This is a genomic window from Geodermatophilus sp. SYSU D00696, from assembly GCF_054050235.1.
The window spans coordinates 90,126-114,592 of sequence record NZ_JBJGYY010000002.1 but is presented as its reverse complement, the minus strand read 5'-3'; the positions used below and the strand labels follow the sequence as shown (position 1 = coordinate 114,592).

Annotated in this window: 20 protein-coding genes; 8 read left to right on the top strand and 12 right to left on the bottom strand. The window is 75.2% G+C overall.

What is annotated here, in order from left to right; genetic code table 11:
- Window positions 1–83 precede the first annotated feature (83 nt).
- A complete protein-coding gene (locus ACI79O_RS02175) occupies window positions 84–935 on the top strand; it encodes a phytanoyl-CoA dioxygenase family protein (RefSeq protein WP_456890154.1) in 852 nt (283 codons plus the stop codon).
- Between the two features lie 47 nt (window positions 936–982).
- Window positions 983–2,776 carry a prolyl oligopeptidase family serine peptidase gene (locus ACI79O_RS02170; RefSeq protein ID WP_456890153.1) on the top strand — a complete coding sequence of 598 codons (1,794 nt, stop codon included), beginning with the start codon at window positions 983–985 and terminating at the stop codon, window positions 2,774–2,776.
- On the opposite strand, the gene ACI79O_RS02165 is transcribed toward ACI79O_RS02170, so the two are convergent.
- Genes ACI79O_RS02165 through ACI79O_RS02155 form a run of 3 tightly spaced genes read right to left on the bottom strand, consistent with a single transcriptional unit; the run spans window position 2,709 to window position 6,291 of the window.
- Window positions 2,709–3,953 carry a glycosyltransferase 87 family protein gene (locus tag ACI79O_RS02165; protein WP_456890152.1) on the bottom strand — a complete coding sequence of 415 codons (1,245 nt, stop codon included), beginning with the start codon at window positions 3,951–3,953 and terminating at the stop codon, window positions 2,709–2,711. The two genes, ACI79O_RS02170 and ACI79O_RS02165, sit on opposite strands and share 68 nt — an antisense overlap.
- A gap of 14 nt (window positions 3,954–3,967) precedes the next feature.
- Entirely contained in the window at window positions 3,968–5,026 is a 1,059-nt protein-coding gene (locus tag ACI79O_RS02160; protein WP_456890150.1) for an aspartate-semialdehyde dehydrogenase, read from the bottom strand.
- Complete coding sequence (locus ACI79O_RS02155) at window positions 5,023–6,291, bottom strand: aspartate kinase (RefSeq protein WP_456890148.1); 1,269 nt, start codon at window positions 6,289–6,291, stop codon at window positions 5,023–5,025. Before ACI79O_RS02155 ends, ACI79O_RS02160 begins: the two co-directional genes overlap by 4 nt.
- A gap of 92 nt (window positions 6,292–6,383) precedes the next feature.
- Here ACI79O_RS02155 and ACI79O_RS02150 point away from each other — a divergent pair, with 92 nt between their 5' ends.
- From ACI79O_RS02150 to leuA, 3 genes are all read left to right on the top strand, one after another.
- Window positions 6,384–7,976: a phospholipase D family protein gene (locus ACI79O_RS02150; RefSeq protein WP_456913249.1), complete on the top strand. Its 1,593-nt coding sequence runs from the start codon at window positions 6,384–6,386 to the stop codon at window positions 7,974–7,976.
- 237 nt (window positions 7,977–8,213) lie between these two features.
- Window positions 8,214–8,873: a helix-turn-helix domain-containing protein gene (locus tag ACI79O_RS02145; RefSeq protein WP_456913247.1), complete on the top strand. Its 660-nt coding sequence runs from the start codon at window positions 8,214–8,216 to the stop codon at window positions 8,871–8,873.
- Window positions 8,874–9,051: 178 nt separating this feature from the next.
- Window positions 9,052–10,791 (top strand): 2-isopropylmalate synthase, encoded by a 1,740-nt coding sequence (gene leuA, locus ACI79O_RS02140; protein ID WP_456875357.1) that lies wholly within the window; start codon window positions 9,052–9,054, stop codon window positions 10,789–10,791.
- A gap of 33 nt (window positions 10,792–10,824) precedes the next feature.
- Here leuA and mnhG read toward each other — a convergent pair whose 3' ends face one another.
- From mnhG to ACI79O_RS02100, 8 genes are all read right to left on the bottom strand, one after another.
- Window positions 10,825–11,238 (bottom strand): monovalent cation/H(+) antiporter subunit G, encoded by a 414-nt coding sequence (mnhG, locus tag ACI79O_RS02135; RefSeq protein ID WP_456913246.1) that lies wholly within the window; start codon window positions 11,236–11,238, stop codon window positions 10,825–10,827.
- Window positions 11,235–11,564 (bottom strand): monovalent cation/H+ antiporter complex subunit F, encoded by a 330-nt coding sequence (locus ACI79O_RS02130; protein WP_456893402.1) that lies wholly within the window; start codon window positions 11,562–11,564, stop codon window positions 11,235–11,237. Before ACI79O_RS02130 ends, mnhG begins: the two co-directional genes overlap by 4 nt.
- Window positions 11,561–12,127, bottom strand: coding sequence for a Na+/H+ antiporter subunit E (locus tag ACI79O_RS02125; RefSeq protein ID WP_456913245.1), 567 nt, complete (start codon window positions 12,125–12,127; stop codon window positions 11,561–11,563). Before ACI79O_RS02125 ends, ACI79O_RS02130 begins: the two co-directional genes overlap by 4 nt.
- Window positions 12,124–13,821 (bottom strand): Na+/H+ antiporter subunit D, encoded by a 1,698-nt coding sequence (locus ACI79O_RS02120; RefSeq protein WP_456913244.1) that lies wholly within the window; start codon window positions 13,819–13,821, stop codon window positions 12,124–12,126. The genes ACI79O_RS02125 and ACI79O_RS02120 overlap by 4 nt, the downstream gene beginning before the upstream one ends.
- Window positions 13,818–14,309 carry a Na(+)/H(+) antiporter subunit C gene (locus ACI79O_RS02115; RefSeq protein ID WP_456875352.1) on the bottom strand — a complete coding sequence of 164 codons (492 nt, stop codon included), beginning with the start codon at window positions 14,307–14,309 and terminating at the stop codon, window positions 13,818–13,820. Before ACI79O_RS02115 ends, ACI79O_RS02120 begins: the two co-directional genes overlap by 4 nt.
- Entirely contained in the window at window positions 14,306–17,182 is a 2,877-nt protein-coding gene (locus ACI79O_RS02110; RefSeq protein ID WP_456913242.1) for a Na+/H+ antiporter subunit A, read from the bottom strand. Before ACI79O_RS02110 ends, ACI79O_RS02115 begins: the two co-directional genes overlap by 4 nt.
- Window positions 17,183–17,256: 74 nt before the next feature.
- Window positions 17,257–17,916 (bottom strand): response regulator, encoded by a 660-nt coding sequence (locus ACI79O_RS02105; protein ID WP_456913241.1) that lies wholly within the window; start codon window positions 17,914–17,916, stop codon window positions 17,257–17,259.
- Complete coding sequence (locus ACI79O_RS02100) at window positions 17,913–19,088, bottom strand: sensor histidine kinase (protein ID WP_456893393.1); 1,176 nt, start codon at window positions 19,086–19,088, stop codon at window positions 17,913–17,915. Before ACI79O_RS02100 ends, ACI79O_RS02105 begins: the two co-directional genes overlap by 4 nt.
- 185 nt (window positions 19,089–19,273) lie before the next feature.
- Here ACI79O_RS02100 and ACI79O_RS02095 point away from each other — a divergent pair, with 185 nt between their 5' ends.
- Complete coding sequence (locus tag ACI79O_RS02095) at window positions 19,274–19,981, top strand: hypothetical protein (protein ID WP_456875348.1); 708 nt, start codon at window positions 19,274–19,276, stop codon at window positions 19,979–19,981.
- A gap of 86 nt (window positions 19,982–20,067) precedes the next feature.
- On the opposite strand, the gene ACI79O_RS02090 is transcribed toward ACI79O_RS02095, so the two are convergent.
- On the bottom strand, window positions 20,068–21,876 hold the full coding sequence (locus ACI79O_RS02090) for an ABC-F family ATP-binding cassette domain-containing protein (protein WP_456913240.1): 1,809 nt from the start codon (window positions 21,874–21,876) through the stop codon (window positions 20,068–20,070).
- 163 nt (window positions 21,877–22,039) lie between these two features.
- Here ACI79O_RS02090 and ACI79O_RS02085 point away from each other — a divergent pair, with 163 nt between their 5' ends.
- Both ACI79O_RS02085 and ACI79O_RS02080 read left to right on the top strand, forming a co-directional pair.
- Window positions 22,040–22,828 carry a hypothetical protein gene (locus ACI79O_RS02085; RefSeq protein ID WP_456891533.1) on the top strand — a complete coding sequence of 263 codons (789 nt, stop codon included), beginning with the start codon at window positions 22,040–22,042 and terminating at the stop codon, window positions 22,826–22,828.
- Window positions 22,829–22,883: 55 nt separating this feature from the next.
- Complete coding sequence (locus ACI79O_RS02080) at window positions 22,884–24,422, top strand: Mur ligase family protein (protein WP_456891532.1); 1,539 nt, start codon at window positions 22,884–22,886, stop codon at window positions 24,420–24,422.
- Window positions 24,423–24,467 lie beyond the last annotated feature (45 nt).

Below are 24,467 nucleotides of genomic sequence, written 5' to 3'. Positions count from 1 at the left end.
CCGCTGCCCCTCCCGGGGCGCGGGCACAGGTCCCACGTCGCATCATCGGGGTGACCGACGCCACACCGACGAGGGGCACGGGCATGAGCACCGACGCAGGCACCGACACCGGGGGTCCCGCCCCCGTCGACGGCTACGACGCCGCCGCCATCCGCGAGGCGCTGTACACCGAGGGCATCACCGCGCTCAAGGGCGCCTTCCCGCGCTCCTGGGTCGAGCAGCTGCGCGAGGACGTCGACGCCGCGTTCGAGGAGGCCCGCGGCCGCGAGGGCGGCGCCGTCGGACGGGGTCCCAACCGCTGGTACGTGGAGATCCACCCGCAGGCGCTGCGCGGCTTCGTCGACCTGGTCGACCACCCCTGGGTCCGGACCGCGTGCGAGACCGTCCTCGGGCCGGACTACACGATCGTCGAGGTGGGCTTCGACGTCCCGTTCCCCGGTGCGATGGACCAGCCGTGGCACCGGGACTTCCCCAGCCCGCGGGAGACGCGGGAGGAGCGGCGGCTGACCTCCCTGGCCTTCAACGTGACCACGGTCGACACGGTCGACGAGATGGGGCCCTTCGAGGTCGCCCCGGGGACGCAGTGGGAGACCGGCGAGGACTTCGACCACGGGATGTTCCCGCCGGAGAGCGAGTACCCGCGCTACGAGGCACTGGCCGTCCGGAAGTACCCGCAGATGGGCGACATCTCGGTCCGCTCCGCCCTGACGCTGCACCGCGGGACGCGGAACCGCTCCCAGCTCTCCCGCCCGGTGCTGGTCCTGGGCGTCGACGCGCCCGGAGCCGGCAACGACGAGCACCACGACCTCGCGGTGACCCACCACTACTGGGCGGAGCTGCCCCAGCGGGTGCGGGACCACCTGCGCTGCCCCGTCGTCGACGAGCTCCGCCCGATCGTCCAGAAGCACACGATCGAGGGCCTGGTGATGGGCTGAGCCCGACACCCCGACGGCGCGCTCGGGGGTGCGGGCACGATGGACCGGTGACTGCCGAGCCGACCGCGTCCACCCTCCCGCCCGACGTCACCACCCGGTGGCAGGCCCGCTTCCGCGCCCCGCGGGTCAGCCTGCCCGACTGGGCGCTGCACGCCCCGCAGCGCAGCCTGTACGCCTCCGACGTCAGCGGCGTGGTCGAGCAGTACGCCTGGGACCGCACCACCGACGCCCACCGGCAGGTCACCGACCGGGCCAACGGCACGCTGATCGGCACGCTCTCCCCCGACGGGGAGCAGATCTGGTGGTTCGCCGACACCGACGGCGACGAGTTCGGCGTCTGGATGGTGCAGCCCTTCGCCGGGGGCGAGGACCGGGTCGCCGTCCCCGAGGTCGGGCCGGCCTACCCCGCGGGGCTGGAGATCGGCTCCTCGCTGGTCGCGGTCGGCCGGTCCACCGACGACGGCAGCGAGCTGTGGCTGGCCCCCGCCGGCGGGACGCCGCGGGTGGTCTACCGGCACGAGGACCCCGCGTCGGTGGACGCGCTCACCCTCGACGACGAGCTGCTGGTGATCTCGCACTCCGAGCACGGCGACCCGCGCTACCCGGCGCTGCGCGTGCTGCGCACCGACGACGACTCGGTCGTCGCCGAGAAGTGGGACGGCGAGGGCCGCGGCCTGCACGCCCTGGAGTTCGCCCCCCTGCCCGGCGACCGGCGGCTGCTGGTCGGCCACGAGCGCCGCGGCCGCGAGGAGCTGCTGGTCTGGGACGTCGCCGCCGACACCGAGACCGAGATCGTGCTCGACCTGCCCGGCGACGTGACCGCCGGCTGGTACCCCGACGGGTCGGCGCTGCTGGTGGGCCACGACCACGCCGCCCGCAGCGAGCTGTACCGCTACGACCTCGGCAGCGGGACGCTGGAGCGGCTGGACACCCCGCGCGGCGTCGTCCGCGGCGCCACCGCCCGGCCCGACGGCACCGTCGAACTGGCCTGGTCGAACTCCGAGCGCCCGCCGGTGATCCGCCGCGCCGACGGGCCGGTGGTGCTGGCCGCGCCCGGGGAGGAGCCGCCGGCCGCCTACCCGGTCGAGGACCGCTGGGTGCCCGGCCCGGGCGGTGACGTCCACGCGCTGGTGGTGCGTCCGGCCGGCGAGCCCCCGTACGCCACGGCGTTCCTCGTCCACGGCGGCCCGGAGTCGGCCGACGACGACAGCTACCGCGCCCGGCGCGCGGCCTACGTGGACGCCGGGTACGCGGTCGTGCACGTCAACTACCGCGGCTCCACCGGCTACGGCAGCGCCTGGCGCGACGCCCTGACCGGCCGGCCCGGGCCCACCGAGCTCGAGGACGTCGCCGCCGTCTACGACGCGCTGGTCGCCGAGGGCTTCCTCGACCCGGAACGGGCGCTGATCACCGGCGGGTCGTGGGGCGGGTTCCTCACCCTGCTGGGCCTGGGCACCCAGCCCGAGCGCTGGGCGGCCGGGATCGCCGAGGTGCCGGTGGCCGACTACCTGGCCGCCTACGAGGACGAGATGGAGGGGCTGCGGGCCTACGACCGCGCGCTGTTCGGCGGCTCTCCGGAGGAGGTGCGCGACCGGTACGTGCGCTCCTCGCCGATCACCCACGTCGAGTCGGTGCGGGCGCCGGTGCTGGTGGTGGCCGGGGCCAACGACCCGCGGTGCCCGATCCGGCAGATCGAGAACTACCTGGCCCGGTTGGACGAGCTCGGCAAGCCGCACGAGGTGTACCGCTTCGACGCCGGGCACGGCTCGCTGGTCATCGAGGAGACGATCCGCCAGGTCGAGACGGCGCTGTCGTTCGCGCTGGAGCACGTGCGACCGTGACCCGGGCGGGCAGGAGCGCGACGACGGCGAGGGTGGCCAGCAGGTAGAGGTCCTCGACCACGATCCCCGTGACGCCGCGGTCGTGGTGGTGGCCGGCGCGGGCGTTGGCGAACCAGATCGCCGACGACGCGAGCACCGCGGCGGTGACGGCGGCCAGCGACCCGGCCAGCGCCCGTGAGCGGTCCCGCCACCACCGCGGCGTGCCGGCCGCGGGCGGCGTGCCGAGGGCGAGGTCGACCAGCACGACCAGGGCCGGCACCAGCCAGACGAAGTGGTGCGACCAGGAGACGGGGCTGACCAGGCAGGCGGCCAGCCCGGTGAGCGCCACACCGGCCAGGTCGTCACCGGCCCGGGTCACCCGGACCGCGCGGGTCAGGACGAGGACGAGCGCGGCGGCGGCCAGCACGGCCCACACCGCCCGCGGCGGCTCCGCGGGGTCGGTCAGCCGGGCCAGCGCGCCGAGCAGCGACTGGTTGGAGGTCTTGTCCAGCGCGCCGACCCGCTCGGTCTGCCACAGCGTCTCGGTCCAGAACCGCCACGACGTCGCCGGGGCCACCGCGAGGGCCAGCAGCGTGGCGGCGGCCGCCGTCGCCACCGCGACCCCGGCGGGCCGCCACCGGCGGGTGAGCAGCAGCCAGACGACGAACAGGCCCGGGGTCAGCTTCACCGCCGCGGCCAGCCCGATGCCCACGCCGGCCCAGCGCGAGCCGCGGCGCAGCGCCGCGACGTCGGCCAGCACCAGCGCCATCAGCATCAGGTTCACCTGGCCGAAGCCGATGGTCTCCCGCACCGGCTCGACCACGAACAGCAGCGGCAGCGCGAACAGCCAGGCCCACGGCAGTGGCCAGCCGTGCCGGCGGGCCAGCGGCGTCACCAGCCACCAGGCCAGCCCGACGAGGACGGCGGTGTTGAGCAGCACGTGCACGGTCGCCACCACCGGATAGGGCAGCAGCCCCATCGGGAGCACCAGCAGCGCGGCGAACGGCGGGTAGGTGAAGCCGTAGGGGCTGGGGCCGTAGGTGTAGTCGTAGAGGGGCTGCCCGTCGAGCCACGAGGCGACCGCGCCGCGGTAGACCCGCAGGTCGAAGAAGTCGTGCCACGGGTCGTTGGGGACGACCACCGACACGACCGCGGCGACCGCGACCAGGGCGAGGAACACCCCGACCCGGACGGCCACCCGAGTCGCCCCGTCTAGCGGCCGCGGCGGGCGAGCAGCAGCTCGGCGATCTGCACGGTGTTGAGGGCCGCACCCTTGCGCAGGTTGTCGTTGCTGACGAACAGCACCAGGCCGCGGTCGTCGTCGACGCTCCGGTCCTGCCGGATGCGCCCGACGAAGCTCGGGTCCTGGCCGGCCGCCTGCAGCGGGGTCGGGACGTCGCTCAGCTCCACGCCCGGGGCGTCGGTGAGCAGCTCGGCGGCCCGTGCCGCGGTCAGCGGCCGGGCGAACTCGACGTTGAGCGACAGCGAGTGCCCGGTGAAGACCGGCACGCGCACGCAGGTCCCGGACACCCGCAGGTCGGGGATGCCGAGGATCTTGCGGCTCTCGTTGCGGAGCTTCTGCTCCTCGTCGGTCTCGAGCGAGCCGTCGTCGACGACGCTGCCGGCCATGGGGAGCACGTTGTAGGCGATGGGCCGGACGTACTTCCGCGGCTCCGGGAAGGCCACCGCCGACCCGTCGTGGGTCAGCTCGGCGGCCTTGTCGACCACGGCCCTGACCTGCCCGTCGAGCTCCTCGACGCCGGCCAGCCCGCTGCCGGAGACCGCCTGGTAGGTGCTGGCCACGAGCCGGACGAGCTGGGCCTCGTCGTGCAGCGGCTTGAGCACCGGCATCGCGGCCATGGTGGTGCAGTTGGGGTTGGCGACGATGCCGCGCGGGATCTCGTCGAGCGCCTGCGGGTTGACCTCGGCGACGACCAGCGGCACGTCGGGGTCGCGGCGGAAGGCCGAGCTGTTGTCGACGACGGTGACCCCGGCCTCGGCGAACCGCGGCGCCTGGACGCGGGAGGTGCTCGCGCCGGCGGAGAAGAGCGCGACGTCGAGGCCGGTAGGGTCGGCGGTCGCGGCGTCCTCGACGGTGATCTCGCCGTCGCCCCACGGCAGGGCGCTGCCGGCGCTGCGGGCGGAGGCGAAGAAGCGCAGCTCGCTCACCGGGAAGCGGCGCTCGGCGAGCACCTGGCGCATGACGGCGCCCACCTGGCCGGTGGCGCCGACGATCCCGACCCGCAGGCCGTCACTGGAGAAGGTGGTCATCGTCCGGTCCCTCCGTAGACCACGGCCTGCTCCTCCTCGGTCCCGAGGTCGAAGGCGTCGTGCACCGCGCGGACGGCGAGGTCGACGTCGGTGTCGCGGCAGACCACGGAGATGCGGATCTCCGAGGTGCTGATGAGCTCGAGGTTGACGCCGGCGTCGGCGAGCGCCCCGAAGAAGCGGGCCGAGACACCGGGGTGGCTGCGCATGCCGGCACCGACCAGGCTGACCTTGCCGATGTGCTGGTCGAAGCGGACGTCGCTGAAGCCGACGGTGTTCTTGACCGCCTCCAGCGCGGCGAGCGCCGTGGGGCCGTCGCTCTTCGGCAGCGTGAAGGAGATGTCGGCGATCTTGCTGCCCTCAGCCGACACGTTCTGCACGATCATGTCGATGTTGATCTCCGCGTCGGCGAGAACGCGGAAGATCTGCGCGGCCTCGCCCGGCCGGTCCGGGACGCCGTAGACGGTGATCTTGCCCTCGCTGCGGTCGTGCGCGACGCCGGTGATGATCGCCTGTTCCACGCTGAGGTCCTCCATCGAGCCGGTCACCACGGTGCCGGGGAGCTGTGAGTAGGAGCTGCGGACGTGCACCGGGATGCCGTAGCGGCGGGCGTACTCGACGCAGCGGAGCATGAGCACCTTCGCGCCGGAGGCGGCCAGCTCGAGCATCTCCTCGTAGGTGATCGTCTCCAGCCGGCGGGCGTTGGGGACGATCCGCGGGTCGGCGGTGAACACGCCGTCGACGTCGGTGTAGATCTCGCACACGTCGGCCCGCAGCGCCGCGGCGACGGCGACGGCGGTGGTGTCCGAGCCGCCGCGGCCGAGCGTGGTGACGTCCTTGGTGTCCTGGCTGACGCCCTGGAAGCCGGCGACGATGACGATCGAGCCCTCGTCGAGCGCCGAGCGCAGCCGACCGGGGGTGACGTCGATGATCCGCGCCTTGCCGTGGCTGCTGGTGGTGATCACCCCGGCCTGGGAGCCGGTGAAGGACCGGGCCTCGTAGCCGTGGGTGTTGATCGCGATGGCGAGCAGGGCCATGGAGATGCGCTCACCGGCGGTGAGCAGCATGTCGAGCTCGCGGCCGGGCGGCTCGTCGGTGATCTGCGCGGCCTGGTCGAGCAGCTCGTCGGTCGTGTCGCCCATCGCCGAGACGACCACGACGACGTCGTTGCCGGCCTTCTTCTCCGCGACGATGCGTTCGGCCACGCGCTTGATGTGGGCGGCGGAGGCCACGGAGGAGCCACCGTACTTCTGCACGACGAGGGCCACGGGTCCACAGGCTACCGATGCCGGGGTCCGGGGCCGGGATCGAGGCAGGCCCGCGCCTTGCGTGCCCTCCCCCGGCGCGATGTGATCACCGGGTGACCGATCCCGCGGAGTGGCTGCTCGGCCCCGAGGAGCGGGGCAACGCGGCCACCGACCTGCCGGCCTGGACCGAGGGCAACCTCGCCGTGCCGCTGGTGCACGGGACCACCTACTTCGACGCGCTGGTGTCGGCCGTCGAGGTCCTCGACGAGAACGACCACCTGTTTTTCACCGACTGGCGCGGCGACCCCGACGAGGAGCTGCGGCCGGGCGGGCCGACGGTCGCGGAGCTGTTCACCGAGGCGGTGCGCCGCGGGGTGACGGTGCGCGGGCTGGTGTGGCGCTCGCACGTGGACTGGCTGTCGTTCAGCGGCCGCGAGAACCGGGCGCTGGACCGCGAGGTGGAGGACGGCGGCGGCCTGGTCGTGCTCGACCAGCGGGTGCGCCGGATGGGCAGCCACCACCAGAAGCTCGTCGTCTGCCGGCACGACCAGGACCCGACGCAGGACGTCGCCTTCGTCGGCGGCATCGACCTGTGCCACAGCCGCCGGGACGACGCCGAGCACCGCGGCGACCCGCAGTCGATCCCCATGGCCGCGGCCTACGGGCGGACACCGCCGTGGCACGACGTGCAGCTCATGGTCCGCGGTCCCGCCGTCGCGGCGCTGGACACGGTGTTCCGCGAGCGGTGGGACGACCCGACCGACCCCGACGAGGGGAACCCGATCGCACACGTGGTCGACCGGCTGCGGCGGAGCCGGATGTACGCCGACCGGCTGCCTCCCCGGCTGCCGCCCCCGCCGCCCTGCGGCCCGCACCTGGTGCAGAACCTGCGGACCTATCCCGCCATCCGCCCGCGGTACGACTTCGCCCCCGACGGTGAGCGCTCGATCGCCCGGGGCTACTCCAAGGCGATCAAGCGGGCGCGGCGGCTGATCTACCTCGAGGACCAGTACATGTGGTCGGGCGAGGTCGCCCAGCTGTTCGCCGACGCGCTGACCGAGCACTCCGACCTGCACCTGGTCGTCGTCGTGCCCCGCGTCCCCGACCAGGACGGCGCGCTGGGGTCGCGGCCGCAGTACGTGGGGCGGTGGCAGGCCCTGGAGATGTGCCGGCGGGCCGGGCGGGACCGGGTGCACGTGTTCGACGTCGAGAACCACGAGGGCACGCCCGTGTACGTGCACGCCAAGGTGTGCGTGGTCGACGACGTGTGGGCCAGCGTCGGCAGCGACAACTTCAACCGGCGGTCCTGGACGCACGACAGCGAGCTCTCCAGCGCGGTCCTCGACACCACGCTCGACCCGCGGGAGCCGCGCGACCCCGCCGGCACCGGCGACGGCGCGCGCACCTTCGCCCGCGACCTGCGCCTGGCGCTCGCGCGCGAGCACACCGACCGGGCCGAGGACGGCAGCGAGGACACCGACCTGCTCGACCCCGACACGTTCGTCGCCACCCTCGAGGCCCAGGCCGCCGAGCTCGACGCCTGGTACGAGAGCGGCCGCAGCGGCCCGCGCCCGCGGGGCCGGCTGCGCCACCACAGCCCCGAGCAGCTCTCCCTGGCCACCCGGCTGTGGGCCACGCCGCTGTACCGGCTGGTCGACGACCCCGACGGCCGCCCCCTCCGCCTCCGCCGCCGCGGCGAGTTCTGAGCCGCCGCCCGCCGCGGACCGGGAGCCGGCGCCTCCTCCGCGCCGCCGCCCGGCTCCCCGGTGTGGTGTCCTGCGCGCAGTAGTGCTCTGCCCACACCGGTGTGCAGAGCACGAGTCAGCGAGGACCCCTACCGCCAACGACCCTCGAGCTCTGACCACACCTGTGTGCAAAGCACCACTGTCCCCAGTTCCACATGCCTGGGACCGTCCGCAGCGCACCGACCCGATGCTGGCGACGTGTCCGACCTCGACCTGTCCGGCCTCCTGCGCCGCATCCGGCGCCTCGCCGACCTCTCGCAGCGCGAGATCGCGCAGGCGACCGGCACGCCCCGGGCGACGATCGCCGCCGCCGAGGCCGGCACGCGAGGACTCGACGCCCGGGCGCTGGCCCGGCTGGCGGCCGTGGCCGGGCTGCGCCTCGCGCTGCTCGACGCCGAGGGGCGGGAGGTGTCGCCGATGGACGCCGCAGCCGTCCGGGACGGCGGAGGGCGGCACTTCCCCGCCCACCTCGACACCCGGCACGGCGACGACGGCTGGTGGCACGGCCCGCACCGGTTCGACCGCGAGCCGGTCACCTACACCTTCACCCGCGTCCGGTCGCACCGGGACGAGGCACGGGCACGCCGCGGCACCCCGGACGACCACCAGCTGCCGCAGCCGGGCGACTCGCTCGCCGACCGGGCCCGGGCCCGCCGGGCGGCCGCGCGGCGGGCCCGCGAGGAGGAGCTCGAGCGACGGCGGGCGGCCGGCCTCCTCCGGCCCGCCGCCGAGTTCCGCTGCGTGTGCCCGCCGGCTTGCGACGCGTTGCTGCTCGACGAGCCCCCGCCGGCGCCGGGCCGGGCCGCGACGCCCGCCCCACACGCGCCCGACTGCGCGTGTGGCTGCGACCTGAGCTGACCCGCTGCTACCGTGGGCTCCGTGCGCGGCAGCCTCCTGCTTACCCGCCGCGGCGAGGCCTCCTCCTAGGTCGGCTCCCTCGCCGCGGAGATCCTGCCGTGGTCGATGACGTCCCGGTGCCCGCTGACCGCCCCCACAGGAGCGACAGTCCAGCCCGCGCCAGAGGAGTCAGACCACCGTGAGCAGCCCGCAGCACCCGCACGCCCGCAACCCGCAACGTCCCTCGGGGATGCCGATCTCGCGCTACGCCCCGTTCCAGCAGATCGACCTGCCCGACCGCACCTGGCCGGACCGGGTCACCACCGTCGCGCCGCGCTGGTGCGCGGTCGACCTGCGCGACGGCAACCAGGCCCTGATCGACCCGATGTCGCCCGACCGCAAGCGGCGGATGTTCGACCTGCTGGTCCGCATGGGCTACAAGGAGATCGAGGTCGGCTTCCCGGCCGCCAGCCAGACCGACTACGACTTCGTCCGCCAGCTCGTCGAGGACGACCTGGTACCCGACGACGTCACCATCCAGGTGCTGACCCAGGCCCGCGACGAGCTGATCGAGCGCACCTTCGAGTCGCTGCGCGGCGCGAAGCAGGCGATCGTCCACCTGTACAACTCGACGAGCACGCTGCAGCGCCGCGTCGTCTTCGACTCCGACCGGGCCGGCATCGTCGACATCGCCGTCCACGGCGCCCAGCTGGTGCGCAAGCTGGCCGAGCAACTGCGCGACACCGAGGTCCGCTTCGAGTACAGCCCGGAGTCCTTCACCGGCACCGAGCTGGACTTCGCCGCGGAGATCTGCAACGCGGTCACCGACGTCTGGGAGCCCACGCCCGACCGGCCGACCATCCTCAACCTGCCGGCCACCGTGGAGATGGCCGAGCCGACCGTCTACGCCGACCAGGTCGAGTGGATGCACCGCAACCTGGCCCGCCGCGACGCGGTCGTGCTGAGCCTGCACCCGCACAACGACCGCGGCACCGCCGTCGCCGCCGCCGAGCTGGGCTACCGCGCCGGCGCCGACCGCATCGAGGGCTGCCTGTTCGGCAACGGCGAGCGCACCGGCAACGTCGACCTGGTCACCCTGGGCCTGAACCTGTTCAGCCAGGGCATCGACCCGCAGATCGACTTCTCCGACATCGACGAGATCCGCCGCACCGTCGAGTACTGCAACCAGCTGGGCGTGCACGAGCGGCACCCCTATGGCGGCGACCTGGTCTACACCGCCTTCTCCGGCTCCCACCAGGACGCCATCAACAAGGGCTTCACGGCCCTCGCCGCCGACGCGCAGGCCGCCGGCAGGAGCGTCGACGAGATGCCGTGGGCGGTCCCCTACCTGCCGATCGACCCCAAGGACGTCGGCCGCAGCTACGAGGCCGTCATCCGGGTCAACAGCCAGTCCGGCAAGGGCGGCGTCGCCTACATCATGAAGACCGAGAACCACCTCGACCTGCCGCGGCGGCTGCAGATCGAGTTCAGCGCGGTCATCCAGCGGCACACCGACGACGAGGGCGGTGAGGTCACCGCGCAGCAGATGTGGGCGGCCTTCCGCAACGAGTACCTGCCCGACCCCGAGATCCCGTGGGGCCGGTTCGCCCTCAGCGGCCACCGGCACACCGCCCACGGCGAGCAGCTCGACGAGATGGTGGTCGAACTGGTCGACGACGGCGTCCCGGTCACCGTGCAGGGTCGCGGTAACGGCCCGATCGCGGCGTTCGTCGACGCGCTGGCGACCCTCGGCGTCGACGTCCGCGTCCTGGACTACGCCGAGCACGCGCTGTCGGCCGGCGGGGACGCGCGCGCGGCTGCCTACGTCGAGTGCGCCGTCGGCGACCGGGTGCTGTGGGGCGTGGGGATCGACCCGAACATCGTCAGCGCCTCGCTGCGCGCGGTGGTCTCCGCGGTCAACCGGGCCCAGCGGGGCTGACCCGGCTCCCCGGACCAGTCACCCGAGGCCGGCTCAGCGGGGTCCCGGCGATCCCGCCGGGCCGGCCTCGGGCGGGGCGTCGCCGGGCTCGTCGCCGTGGTACCGCTCGTCCTGGTGCCCGGCGCCGCGGTACTCGTCGACCAGCAACAGGTCGCGGCGCACGTGCCGGCGGCGGTAGGCCACTCGGCTCACCAGGTGCGCGCTGACCGGCGCGGTGAGCAGCTGGAAGGCCGCCACCAGCAGCAGCATCCAGGCGTTGGCCCAGCCCTCGAGCCGGATCGCCGCCCCGACCATGACCAGCAGCACCCCGACGACCTGCGGCTTGGTGCCGGCGTGCATCCGCGAGAGCACGTCGGGGAACCGCACCAGGCCCAGCCCGGCGGTCAGGCAGAGGAAGGCGCCGGCCAGCAGGCAGGCGAGGGCCACGACGTCGGTCACCGCGGTCACGACCCGGTCTCCCGCTCCTCCGCGGCCACCGGCAGGCCGAGGTCGCGGCCGTCCCCGCTGGCCGAGCGCAGCAGCATCCCGCCGATGTAGCGGGCCACCGACACCGAGCCGACGAAGGCCAGCAGCGAGACGACGACCAGCACCGGCACCAGCGTCGGGTCGCCCACCAGCGCGGCGTGGACCGCCAGGCCGGCGGAGATGATGACCAGCAGGGTGTCGGTGGCGACCACCCGGTCGAGCAGCGAGGGGCCGAGGGCCAGCCGCACGAGCGCCAGCAGCGCTCCCCCGCCGATCAGCGCGTACAGCGCGAAGTCCACGACCGTCACGGCGTCGACACCCCCGTGCTCCGGAGCCCGTCGAGGGCGGCGATGTCCGCGGCCGAGCCGAACGCCTGGACCAGGCGCCGTTCGACCACGAGGATCCCGGCCTTCTTCCGCGCCACGTGGTCGAGGTCGCGCGCGGGCAGCAGGTGGCAGGTCATCACCCGGTGTTCCCGGTCCAGGTCGAGCACCAGGGACCCGGGGACCAGCGAGGTCGCCTCGGCGACCATCGTCAGCAGCAGGTCGGAGTCCACCCGCAGCTGCACCTGCACGATGGCCGTGCTGCGGACGCCGCCCGGGCGCAGCGTCTGCCAGGCCACCTCGGCACCGGAGACGACCAGGTCGACGACGAAGTGGCCGAGGAACACCAGCATCGGCAGCAGGCGCACCCGGGCGCCGCCGACCACGTGCGGCAGCGGCAGCAACACCAGCACGGCCAGCGCGACGAGCAGGCCGGAGAGCAGGTTCGCCCAGGACCAGGTGCCCCAGAGCAGCACCCACACCAGCACCAGCCAGACGACCAGCGGGACCTGGTGGCGCAGCCGGGTGGCCGCGGGCTCGACGCTCACGCCGCCCCACCCGCCCCGAACACCGACGTGAGGTAGGGCGTGCGGTCGAGCAGGTCCACGGCGGCCCGGTCGGCGAGGCCGTAGAGCGGTCCGGCCAGCCCGGTGAGGGCGACGGTGAGCGCGACCAGGGCCGTCGTCGCACCGACCATCGTGCGCGGCAGCGGGCGCAGCGCCCGGACCGCCCCGGCCGCGGGCGGGAGGTCGGGCTCGGCCGCCGTCGCCACCGCCGTGTGCCGCCGCCAGGCGTCCTGCAGCGCGGTGCGCGGCCGGCCGTCGTCCGACGCCGCGCCGTCGTCACCGGCTCCCCCGCCCGGGCGGCGGCGCGAGGTGGCGTCGGCGGCCGCGGCGGCCGCGGTGTCCTCGGCCGGCGGCTGGCTCGGCGGACGCCAAAAGGCGCGGGTCCAGACGCGGGCGACCGCCAGCAGGGTGAGGAGGCTGGTGACCACCCCGCCGGCGACCAGCGTGAACGCGAGCGCGCTGCCCTCGGCGACCCCGGCCTGCAGCAGGCCGAGCTTGCCGATGAAGCCCGACAGGGGCGGGATGCCGGCGAGGTTCATCGCCGGCACGAAGAACAGCGCCGCCAGCAGCGGGGCGCGCCGGGCCAGCCCGCCGAGGCGGTTGACCGAGGTGGTGCCGCCCTGGCGCTCGACCAGCCCGGCGACCAGGAACAGCGTGGTCTGGATGGCGATGTGGTGGGCGACGTAGAACACGGCTCCGGCCAGCCCGGCCGCCGTCCCCAGGGCGATGCCGAACACCATGTAGCCGATGTGGCTGACCAGGGTGAACGACAGCATCCGGCGCAGGTCGCTCTGCGCGACCGCGCCGAGGATGCCGATCAGCATCGTGGCCAGGGCCGCCCACATCAGCAGGTCGTCGAGGGCGCCGTCGGGGAACAGCAGGGTCTGCGTGCGGATGATCGCGTAGACGCCGACCTTGGTGAGCAGGCCGGCGAAGACCGCGGTGACCGGGGCGGGGGCGGTCGGGTAGCTGTCGGGCAGCCAGGCCGAGAGGGGGAAGACCGCGGCCTTGATCCCGAAGGCGATCAGCAGCATCGACTGCAGCAGCACCTGGGTGCCCTCGGGCAGCTCGCCCAGCCGCACCGCCAGCTGGGCCATGTTCACCGTGCCGGTGGCCGCGTAGGTCAGCGCGATCGCGGCGAGGAACACCAGCGAGCTGGTCAGGCTGACGACGATGTAGGTGATGCCGCCGCGGATGCGCGGCGCCGTGCCGCCCAGGGTGAGCAGCACGTAGGAGGCCATCAGCAGGATCTCGAAGCCGACGTAGAGGTTGAACAGGTCGCCGGCAAGGAAGGCGTTGCCCACGCCCGCGACCAGCACCAGGAACGTCGGGTGGAAGATCGACAGCGGCGTCTCCTCCTGCCCGTCGGCCGCGCCCTGGCCGATGGCGAAGACGAGGACGCCCAGCGCCACGGTCGAGGCGACGACGAGCATGAGCGCCGAGAGCCGGTCGACGACGAGGACGATGCCCAGCGGCACCGGCCAGCCACCGACGGAGACCGCGCTCGCCCCCTCGGCGTCGGCGACGAGGAGCAGGACCACCGAGACGCCGAGCACCGCGGTGAGCACCACCGTGCTCAGCGTCCGCTGGAACGTGGGGTGCCCGCTGACCAGCAGGGCGCCGGCGGCTCCCAGCAGCGGGAGGAGCACCGGTAGCGGGGCGAGGACCTCGATCACCGGCGGGCGCTCCCGGCGGGCAGGTCGACGTCGTCGGCGAGGTCCTCGGCCTCCCGGGACAGGCTGTCGGCGTGCCCGGCGATGCGGTCGTCGGGGGACAGCTCGTCCGGGTCGAGCTCGTCGGCGTCGGTGGCCCGCCGGGCGGCGACGCGGCGGTCCTCCTCGTCGGTGCCCACGACCTCCTCGCGCACCAGTCGCCAGGAGCGGTGGATGATCGCCAGCAGGAACGCCGAGACACCGAAGGTGATGACGATCGCCGTGAGGATCAGCGCCTGCGGCAGCGGGTCGTTGATCTCCTCGGGGTCGGAGTAGCCCAGGATCGGCGCCAGGCCCGCCGGCCCGCCGCTGGACAGCAGCAGCAGGTTCGTGGCGTTGCCGAGCAGGACGAAGCCCAGCAGCACGCGGGTCAGGCTGCGGTCGAGCAGCAGGTACACGCCCGCCGCGTAGAGACCGCCGATCATCAGCGGCAGCACGACCGTGGGGGTCATCGCAGCACCATCTCCCCGGGGGTGAGCTCGACGGGGTCGGCCTCGTCCTCCTGGCGGTCGAGCTCGGCGCCGAGGCTGCGGAGCACGTCGAGGACCAGGCCGACGACGATCAGGTAGACACCGATGTCGAAGAACAGCGAGGTCACGAGCTTGACGTCGCCGAGGACGGGCACCGTGGCCTCCAGGATCGCCGTCTCCAGCACCCCGGCCCCCAGCGCCAGCCCCACGACGCCGGTGCCGCCGGCGAACAGCAGCCCGCTGCCCAGCAGCAGCCCCGGGGCGACCGGCGCGGCCTCGCCGAGCTCGTAGCGACCGCCGGCGAGGTAGCGCAGCACCAGCGCGAGGCCGGCCACCAGGCCGCCGGCGAACCCGCCGCCGGGCTCGTTGTGCCCGGAGAAGAGCAGGTACAGCGAGAACACGACGATCGTGTGGAAGAGGATCCGGGTGACCACCTCGAGCACGACCGAGCGGCGGGCCGGGTCGAGGGTCGCGGTGGCGGCCAGCCAGCGGTTGCGCGGGGCCCGCCGGCCGTGCCGGGCCCGCTGGGTCAGGTCGGCCCGCGTCGCCCGGTCGACCCCGCCGGTGCGCCCGCGGAGGAAGACGAGGCTGGCGACGCCGGTGGCCGCGACGACCAGCAGGGAGATCTCGCCGAGGGTGTCCCAGGCGCGGATGTCGACGAGGGTCACGTTGACGACGTTCTTGCCGCCGCCGAACTCGTAGGCCGGGCCGGGCCAGCCCTCCGACACCGGCGTCGCGGTGCGGGCGGACAGCGCCACCGCCCCGACGGCGGCCATGAACGCCCCCACGGCGACGGCGATGACGCCGCGGACGGCGCGCTCCCGTGGCCGGTGTCGCTCGGTGATGTCCTTGGGCAGCTTGCGCAGCACCAGCACGAAGACGACGAGGGTCAGCGTCTCGACGAGGAACTGGGTGAGCGCGAGGTCGGGGGCGCCCTGCAGCGCGAACACGACCGCGAGGCCGTAGCCGGTCACACCGACGACCAGCACGGCCGAGAGCCGCTGGCGGATCCGCAGGGCCAGTGCCGCCGCGGTGACGACGACGACCCCCACGACGGCCTGGACCGGGGTGTCCCAGGCCCGCCACTCGCCGGGCCAGGGGGCGCGGGTGAGCAGCAGGGTGCCGGGCAGGGCCAGCACCACGACGAGGATCGTGCCGAGGTAGGCCGGCAGCGAGCCGCGCTGGGTGGTGCCGGTGACCAGAACCGCGAGCCGGTCGATCGCCTGGATGACGTTCCAGTAACCCTCGTCGGCCGAGGCACCGACGGCCCGCCGCCGCTGGAAGCGGTACAGCGGGTCCCGCAGCGCGAACAGCGCGGCGCCGCCGAGCAGGGTGACCGCCGACAGCGCGAGCGCCGGCTTCCAGCCGTGCCAGAGGGCCAGCTCCTCGTACTCCGGTGCCAGCAGCGGCAGCGCCTCCGCGTAGGTCGTCACCAGCGGCGCGAGCAGCGGGCTGGCCGGCCCCGCGGCGAGGCCAGCGAGGGCCAGCAGCCCGGGGGCGGTGAGGAACAGCGGGCCGGGCGGGTGCGCGGGGTCGGTGTCGGGGACCCCGGGCTTGCGGGCGAAGGCGCCCCACAGGAAGCGCAGGGTGTAGGCGGCGGTGAGGACCGAGCCGAGGACCAGGCCGGTCAGCTCGAAGGCGGCGGCGGTCCGCGAGGGCAGCCCGCCCTCCCACAGCGCGGCGAAGGCCGCCTCCTTGCCGACGAAGCCGAGCAGCGGCGGGACGCCGGCCATGGACGCCCCGGCGAGCAGCCCGGCGCCGGCGAGCACGGGCAGCCGCCGGCCCAGCCCGGACAGCTGCCGGAGGTCGCGGGTGCCGGTCGAGTGGTCGACGACCCCGACGGTCAGGAACAGCGTGGACTTGAACAGCGCGTGGGCGACGGTCATCGTCAGCCCCGCGGCGGCCAGCTCGCGGCTGCCCCCGCCCACCAGGACGAGCAGGAACCCCAGCTGGCTGACCGTGCCGAAGGCCAGCAGCAGCTTGAGGTCGTTCTGCCGCAGCGAGCGGTAGCCGCCGACGAGCATCGTGGCCAGCCCGAGCCCCAGCACGACCGGCCGCCACCCGGGGACGTCGGCGAAGCCGGGCGCCAGCCGGGCGACGAGGTAGATGCCGGCCTTCACCATGGCCGCGGCGTGCAGGTAGGCGCTCACCGGCGTCGGCGCCTCCATCGCGGCCGGGAGCCAGAAGTGGAAGGGGACCATCGCCGACTTGGTGACCGCCCCGGCGAGCACCAACGCGGTCCCGGCGACCATGGCGGTGCCGCTGCCGGGGTCGGCGACCACCTCGGAGAGCAGGAACGAGCCGCTGGCCTGCCCGACGAGGACCAGTCCGACCAGCATGGCCAGCCCGCCGGCGGTCGTGAGGATCAGCGCCTGCGACGCCGCGCGCCGCGAGGCCAGCCGGCGTCCGGACCCGCCGATGAGCAGGAACGAGAAGACGGTGGTGAGCTCCCAGAAGACGTAGAGGAGCAGCAGGTCGTCGGCCAGGACCAGGCCCAGCATCGACCCGGCGAAGGCGGTGAGGTTGCCGGCGAAGCGGCCGGTGCCCTCGTCGTCGGGCTCGAAGTAGCGTGCGCAGTAGACGAAGACCAGGGCGCCGATCCCGGTCACCAGCGCCGCGAAGGTCAGCGCGAGGGCGTCGAGGCGCAGCGCCACGTCGAGGTCGAGGGCGGGGATCCAGGGCACCGTCTCGCGGACCTCGTCGCCGGCCAGGACGGTGCGCAGCTGCAGCACCGTCCAGACGAAGCCGGCGGCCGGCACCAGCGCCAGGACGAGGAAGGCCTGCCTGCCCCACCACCGCACGAGGAGAGGTGCCAGCAGCGCAGCCAGCAGGTGGAGGGACAGCAGTGCGATCACGGGTCTCCCGGGAGTCGGAGGGCGGCTCGGGGACCACAGACGTCGGTCGGCGACGGCCGGCGGCAGGCCCCAGCCTATCTACCCGGTGTCACCAGCCCCGACTCGTAGGCGAACGCGACCGCCTGCACCCGGTCGCGCAGCCCCAGCTTGAGCAGGACCCGGCTCACGTGCGTCTTCACCGTCGCCTCGCCCAGGTAGAGCCGGGCGGCGATCTCGGCGTTGCTCAGCCCGGCGGCGACGAGCGCGAGGACGTCGGTCTCCCGCTCGGTGAGCTGGGCGAGCGCGGCGGCCCGGCCGGGGTCGGCCGCGGGGGCGCCGGCGAAGGACCGGATCACCCGCAGGGTCACCGCCGGGTCCAGCAGCCCCTGGCCGGCGGCCACGGTGCGCACCGCGGCCACGAGGTCCTCCGGCGGGGCCACCTTGAGCAGGAAGCCGCTGACGCCGGCGCGCAGCGCGGCGGTGACGTACTCGTCCTCGTCGAAGGTGGTGAGGACGACGACCCGCGTCGGCAGGCCCCCGGCCAGGATCTGCTGCGCGGCCTCGAGCCCGTCGGTGCCGGGCATGCGGACGTCGAGCAGCACCACGTCGGGCACGAGCTCGGTGACCACCCGGACCCCGGCGGCCCCGTCCGCGGCCTCGCCGACCACCTCGATGTCGGGCTCGGCGGCGAGGACCATGCGCAGCCCCGTGCGGATCATCGACTGGTCGTCGACCAGCACCACCCGGATCGTCACGCGCCCACCGCCGCGGGCGGCACGGCGACCGGCGCCGGCACGGGGAAGCCCGCCCGCACCCGGTAGCCGCCACCGCGGACCGGGCCGACGTCGAGGTCACCACCGGCGACGGCGACCCGCTCGCGCATGTGCAGCTGCCCGTGGCCGCCCGGGGCGTGCGGGGCGGGCTCGAGGCGCGGCCGGCCGTCGTCGGTGACCGTGACCGTCACCCGGCCCGGCGTCCAGGCCACCTCCACGCGCGTGGCCGCGGCGCCGGCGTGCCGGACGACGTTGGACAGCGCCTCCTGCACCACGCGCACGGCCGAGACGTCGACCAGCGGCGGCACCTCGGCCGGCTCACCGGTGACGACCAGCTCGACCGGCATGCCGCCGGCCCGCAGCTCGGCGAGGACGGCGTCGAGCCGGGCCAGCGAGGGCTGCGGACCGGCGTCCCCGGCCGCCCCCTCGCGCAGGATGCCGACCACCCGGCGCATCTCGTCGACCGACTCCCGGCCCAGCCGCTCCAGCCCGAGGAGCACGTCCTGGGCCTCGGGGTGGTCGGGCAGCAGCCGGCGCAGGCCGCCCATCTGCAGGACCATGACGCTCACCGCGTGGGCGACCGAGTCGTGCACCTCGCGGGCGATCCGGGCGCGCTCGGCGGTGGTGGCCGCGGCGGCGACCGCCTCCTGCTGCTCGGCCAGCCGGGCGGCGAGCACCTGCAGCTCCCGCGCGCGCTCGCGCGACTGCCGGACGAGCACCCCCACGCCCCAGGCCGCCGCCGTCACGAGCAGGTAGAACACGCCCTCCCAGGTCGAGGGGCCGAACGCGACGCCCGCGACCACCACGACCAGCGTGGCCACGACGGCGGCCCGCAGCCCGCGCCGCAGCGGCAGGACGGCGGCCGCGTGCCCGACCAGCAGCGCCATGCCGACCAGCTGGGCGCCGCCCGGGCCGGGCGTGCCCAGCGCGTAGTTGCCGAGCACCGACAGCGCGCCGAGCACCGCGGCCGCCTCGGGCGCCGGGACGCAGGCGGCGACGAGCACGCCGACGAGGACGCCGGGCAGCGCGGTGTGCAGCGGGAAGTCGAACGCCTCGTCGATCGCCGTCTCGACGAGCGACAGCAGCGCGAGCAGCAGCCCGACGACCGGCCAGACGAGCCGGCGCGCGGTGGGTGAGGAGGACCAGCGGGGCACGGCGAGCACGGTAGGTGCCGCGGAGGTCACCGGGGATCACCCACGCGGCCGATGGACGGGCGCGGCGCCTCCCCCGTGCGACGGACGGCGACCGGTCCGCCGCGACGGACGTGCCCGGTACGGGTCCGGCCGCAGAGTCCTCGCCGACGCACCGCACCGACGTGGTGCCCGACCGACGAGGACCGATGACCACCTCCCCGCTCCCCACCCGCACCCCCGCCGCCACCGCGGACCGCCCGGTCCGCAGCGCCGGCTCGCTCATGCTGCCGATCGCCGGCGGTGCGCTGATCGCCGGCTCGCTGCTCTACGTGGCCGGCATGGTGACCTCGCCGCCGCAGGACTCCCAGGCCGCGGCCGACTACATCGCGGCCCTGGGTCGCGACGAGGGCCGCACGACGCTCTCGGCGATGCTGCTGCACTACGGCAACATGGCGCTGGCCCTGGCCTGGCTGGCCGTCCCGACGCTGGTCCGCGGTCGCCGCGGCCGCATCCCGACCGTCGTCGGGGCGCTGATGTCGGCGATCGGCCTGGTCACCGTGGCCGGCTTCGTGCTCTACGACTACTGGACCGGCGCCATCGGCCGCGAGCTCGACCCGGCCACCGCCCTGGGCCTCTACGACGCCGTCGGGGCCGACCCCGGCGTCGCGGTCGTCGGCGTGCTGACGCTGTTCGGGCTCCTCGGCCCGATCGTCGGCTACGTGGGTCTGGCCCGCGCCGGGGTCACCGGCTGGTGGCTGCTGGTCCCGACCGTGGGCTGCCTCGTGGCCTCCGCGGTGATCCCCTTCTCGCCGCTGACCCACGGTGCCCTCGCACTGGTCGGCGCCGTCCCCGCGGTCGTCGTCGGCCTGCGGATCCTCGCCCGCACCCGCGCCGAGGCCGCCGTCGCCGCCTGATCCGGGATCAGGTGACCTGATCGCGGCGCGTCCCCCCTCACGTCCCACCGTGAGGGAGGACGCGCTGCGGTGAGGGAGGACGCGGGTCAGCCCTCGGCGAGCTCCGCGGCGGCCAGCCAGTCGGTCTCGACCTGCTCCTTCTCGGCGTGCAGCGCCCGCAGCCGGGCGTCGAGCTCCAGCACCCGCGCGTGGTCGGTGGCCGCGGCCGCGAGGTCGGCGTGCAGCCGCTCCTCCTCGGCGCCGAGCCGCTCCAGCCGGCGCTCGAGCCGGGCGGCCTCCTTGCGGGCGGCGCGCACCTCGGCCGCCGACGGGCCTACGGGCGCGGGAGCCGCGGCCGGGGCGGGCCCGGCGGCCGCCGACGGCAGGGCCGCCTCGCCGGCGGCCCGGCGCGCGAGGTACTCCTCGACGCCGCCGGGGAGCGCGGCCAGGGAGCCGTCGCCCATCAGCGCCACCACCGAGTCGCACACCCGGTCGACGAAGTACCGGTCGTGACTGACGACGAGCACGGTGCCGGGGAAGCCGTCGAGCAGGTCCTCGAGCTGGGTGAGCGTGTCGATGTCGAGGTCGTTGGTGGGCTCGTCGAGCAGCAGCACGTTGGGCTCGGCCATGAGCAGCCGCAGCAGTTGCAGCCGCCGGCGCTCTCCGCCGGAGAGGTCGCCCACCGGCGTCCACTGCCGCGACGCCGGGAAGCCGAACCGCTCGGCCAGCGACGACGCCGACACCTCCTGCCGGCCGATCCGCGCGATCCGGGCGACCTCCTGGACCGCCTCGAGCACGCGCAGCCGGGCGGGCAGCTCGGTGACGTGCTGGGACAGGTAGGCCGGCGCCACGGTCTGCCCGCGCACCACCCGGCCGCGGTCGGGCTCCACCTCGCCGACCAGCATCCGCAGCAGCGAGGTCTTCCCCGCCCCGTTCACCCCGACCACGCCGATCCGGTCGCCGGGACCGACGTGCCAGGTCAGGTCGCGGAACAGCGGTCGCGGTCCGGCGTCGGAGGGCACGGCGAGGTCGACGTCCTCGACGTCGTACACCGTCCGCCCCAGTCGCCGGGAGGCGAAGCCCTCCAGCTGCACGGTCTCCCGCGGCGGCGGCTCGTCGGCGATGAGCGCCTCGGCGGCCTCGATCCGGAACCGCGGCTTGCTGGTGCGCGCGGGCGGGCCGCGGCGCAGCCAGGCCAGCTCCTTGCGCACGAGGTTGAGGCGTCGTTCCTCGGTGGCCGCCGCCACCCGGGCCCGCTCGGCGCGGGCCAGGGTGTAGGCCGCGTAGCCGCCCTCGTAGGAGTGCACCGCGCCGTCGGCGACCTCCCAGGTCTGCGTGCACACCTCGTCGAGGAACCACCGGTCGTGGGTGACGACCACCAGCGCGCCCACCCGCCGCGTGACGAAGTCGGCCAGCCACGCGACGCCCTCGACGTCGAGGTGGTTGGTCGGCTCGTCGAGGACCAGCAGGTCCAGCGGGCGGATGAGCTGCGCGGCCAGCGCGACCCGGCGCCGCTCGCCACCCGACATCGGCGCCACCGGGCTGTCGAGGCCCAGCCGGTCGAGCTCCAGACCGGTCAGCACGCTGCGGACCCGCGCGTCGGCGGCCCACTCGTGCTCGGCGGCGAACAGACCGGCCGGCAGCACGACGTCGCGCACGGTCGTCCCCCGCGGGAGCGTGCCGGACTGGTCGAGGGTGCCGACGGCGAGGTCGCCGCGGCGGGTGACCCGCCCGCTGTCGGGCTCCTCGCGACCGGTGAGGACACCGAGCAGGGTGGACTTGCCGCTGCCGTTGCGCCCGACGACGCCGATCCGCTCCCCGGCCGCGACGCCGAGCGAGACGTCGTCGAGCAGCACGGTCGTGCCGTGGGCCTTGGACACCCGCTCGAGGTTGAGCAGGTTCAGCGGGGCGCTCACCGGCGGGTCCAGGTCATGAGGACCCCAGTATCGCCGGACCGCGACGGCGCCCGGCGACCGCCTGACACCGGCCGCTAGTGGACCCCAAGGCCGTCGCAAGTGGCGTCCGGAGAGTCGTCCCCAGCACACCCCGGGTGCCCGGGGCGGACGAGCGGAGGACGACATGAGCACGACGGCAGCGGCCCACTCTGCGGCCCACTACGCGACGGTCCCGGCGCCGGCGACCCCCCGCCTGCGGGCGGTCCCCCCGCTGGCCGCACCCCTGCTCCCCGTGCCCGCCGCCGAGACGACGGCGCTGTGGTGGGCGCGGCTGCTGCGCCGCGGCCCCGGCCCGGTCGAGTACTCGCTGGTCGCCGTCAACTCCGACCGCTTCCCCGACGGCACCCCGGTCGACATGACCGCGGTCGACGCCCGGGGCCGCCGTCCCGCCGGCTGGCAGGTCGACGTGCGACACCGCGCCGCCGACGGCCGGGTCGTCCGCATCGACGTCGCCGACGAGATCTCCGACCGCTGCCCGCCGATCTGGTTCGCCGAGGTGCACCACGCGTCCTCCCCGGTGCCCTGCACCTCGCTGCTGGCCTTCCGCGGCAACGCCTTCCGGCCCGGCTCGCTGGTGGGGGTGCACGAGGTGGCCGCCGTCGGCGTCGCCCCCACCGACCGCATCGCCGAGGTGCGCTGGTGGACCCGCTCCGGCCTGGTCGACACCGTCAGCGTGGAGCCGGTGTACCGCCGCCGCGGCGTGGCGCAGACACTGGTCACCGCCGCCGAGGGGCTGCGGTTCCTGCGCGGCTGGGCGCCGCTGCGCTCCGACGGCCGGCTGACCGACGCCGGCGCCGGCTGGCTGGAGCAGGCGCCCCCGGCGTGGCGGCCCCGGCTGGCCGAGCGCACCGAGGTGCTGCCCGACGCCGACGTCGAGGAGGGCCTGACGGGGGTCGCCCGCCTGCTCCGTTGACGGTGCGCCACCGGTCGACCTGCAAGAAGGTCGCGCCCCGCCTATCGTCCGGGTGGTGCACCTCCCCGCGGTGAGCTGGTCGGCCGTCGAGCACCGCGCACGGGGTGTCCCCGGCGGGCCGGTCACCCGGTCGGGCGGGGACGACGGCCTGCTCGTGCGCGGCCTGGTCACCGACTCCCGGCGGGTCGTCCCCGGCTCGCTGTTCGCCTGCGTCCGCGGCGCGGCCAGCGACGGGCACCGCTGGGCCGCGGCGGCCGCCCGGGCCGGCGCCGCGGCCCTGCTGGCCGACCGGCCGGTCGACGTCGCGCTGCCCACGCTGTCGGTGTCGTCGGTGCGGGCGCAGCTCGGACCGCTGGGCGCGCTGCTGGCCGGCGACCCCGCCGACGCGCTGGACCTGGTCGGCGTCACCGGCAGCAACGGCAAGACGACCACCAGCACGCTGGTCCGCGGCGTCCTCGAGGCGGGCGGGACCCCCACCGGCGTCGTCGGCACGCTCGGGGCGGCGGTGGGCCGCCGGACACGAGGCACGGCGCTGACCACGCCCGAGGCCCCCGAGCTGCACGAGCTGCTGCGGTGGATGGTCGAGGCCGGCGCCCGGCGGGCGGTCGTCGAGGCCTCCTCCATCGCGCTGGACATGGGCCGCATCGACGGCCTCCGCTTCGACGTCGCGGTGTTCACCGGGTTCGAGGAGGACCACCTCGACCACCACGGCACGATCGAGCACTACTGGTCGAGCAAGGCGCGGCTGTTCGAGCGGGACCGGTCGGCGGCCGGCGTCGTCGTCGTCGACGACCCCTGGGGACGGCGGCTGGCCGACCAGGCGCCGGTGCCGGTGACGCGGGTGGGGTCGGCCGCGGACGCCGACGTCCGGGTGCTCGGCTGGCGCACCGGCGCGGCCGGCACCGAGGTGCTGCTCGGCGACGACACCGGCGGGCACCGGGTGTCCAGCCCGCTGGTGGGGCGGGTGCACGTGACCAACCTGGCCGCGGCGTGGGCGGCAGGACGGGCGCTCGGCGTCCCGGCCGACGCCATCGCCGACGGGCTCGCGGGCGTCGCCGCGCCGCGCGGGCGCAACACCGTGCTCGGCGGGGCCGGGCGCCCGGTCGTCGTCGTCGACTACGCGCACACGCCGCGCGCCCTGGCCGCGGCGATCACCACCGCGCGCGACCTGCGCGGCCCCGGCGGGCGGCTGCACCTGGTGCTCGGCGCGCGGGGCCGCCGCGACCGCTCCAAGCGGCAGGGGCTCGGCGAGTCGGCCCGGGCCGCCGACGTCGTCTGGCTGACCAACGAGGGCAGCCACGGTGAGGACCCGGCCGCGATCATCGGCGAGCTGCGGATCGGACTGCTCGGCGGTGGAGCGGCCGTGCGGACGGTGCCCGACCGGCGCGCGGCGATCTCCGCAGCGGTCCGCGCCGCCGGCCCGGCCGACGTCGTCCTCGTCGTCGGCCGCGGGCACGAGACACGGCTGCTCGACACCACCGACCCGCGCGACGCCGTCCACCTCGACGACGCCGAGGTCGCCAACACCGCGCTCATCGTCGAGCACGGCCCGCCGGACGCCGCCGGCGCCGACCGCGGGGAACGCGCCTCCTGACCGGAGGCGGTCCGCGGGAAGACACGAGGGCGGTCCGGCGCTACA

What these genes read in the sequence shown, in the direction of transcription:
- ACI79O_RS02095 (WP_456875348.1), top strand. Translation starts at nt 19,274, where the DNA reads ATGACCACCTCCCCGCTCCCCACCCGCACCCCCGCCGCCACCGCGGAC.
- ACI79O_RS02115 (WP_456875352.1), bottom strand. Translation starts at nt 14,309, where the DNA reads ATGACCCCCACGGTCGTGCTGCCGCTGATGATCGGCGGTCTCTACGCG.
- ACI79O_RS02160 (WP_456890150.1), bottom strand. Translation starts at nt 5,026, where the DNA reads ATGACCACCTTCTCCAGTGACGGCCTGCGGGTCGGGATCGTCGGCGCC.
- ACI79O_RS02085 (WP_456891533.1), top strand. Translation starts at nt 22,040, where the DNA reads ATGAGCACGACGGCAGCGGCCCACTCTGCGGCCCACTACGCGACGGTC.
- ACI79O_RS02175 (WP_456890154.1), top strand. Translation starts at nt 84, where the DNA reads ATGAGCACCGACGCAGGCACCGACACCGGGGGTCCCGCCCCCGTCGAC.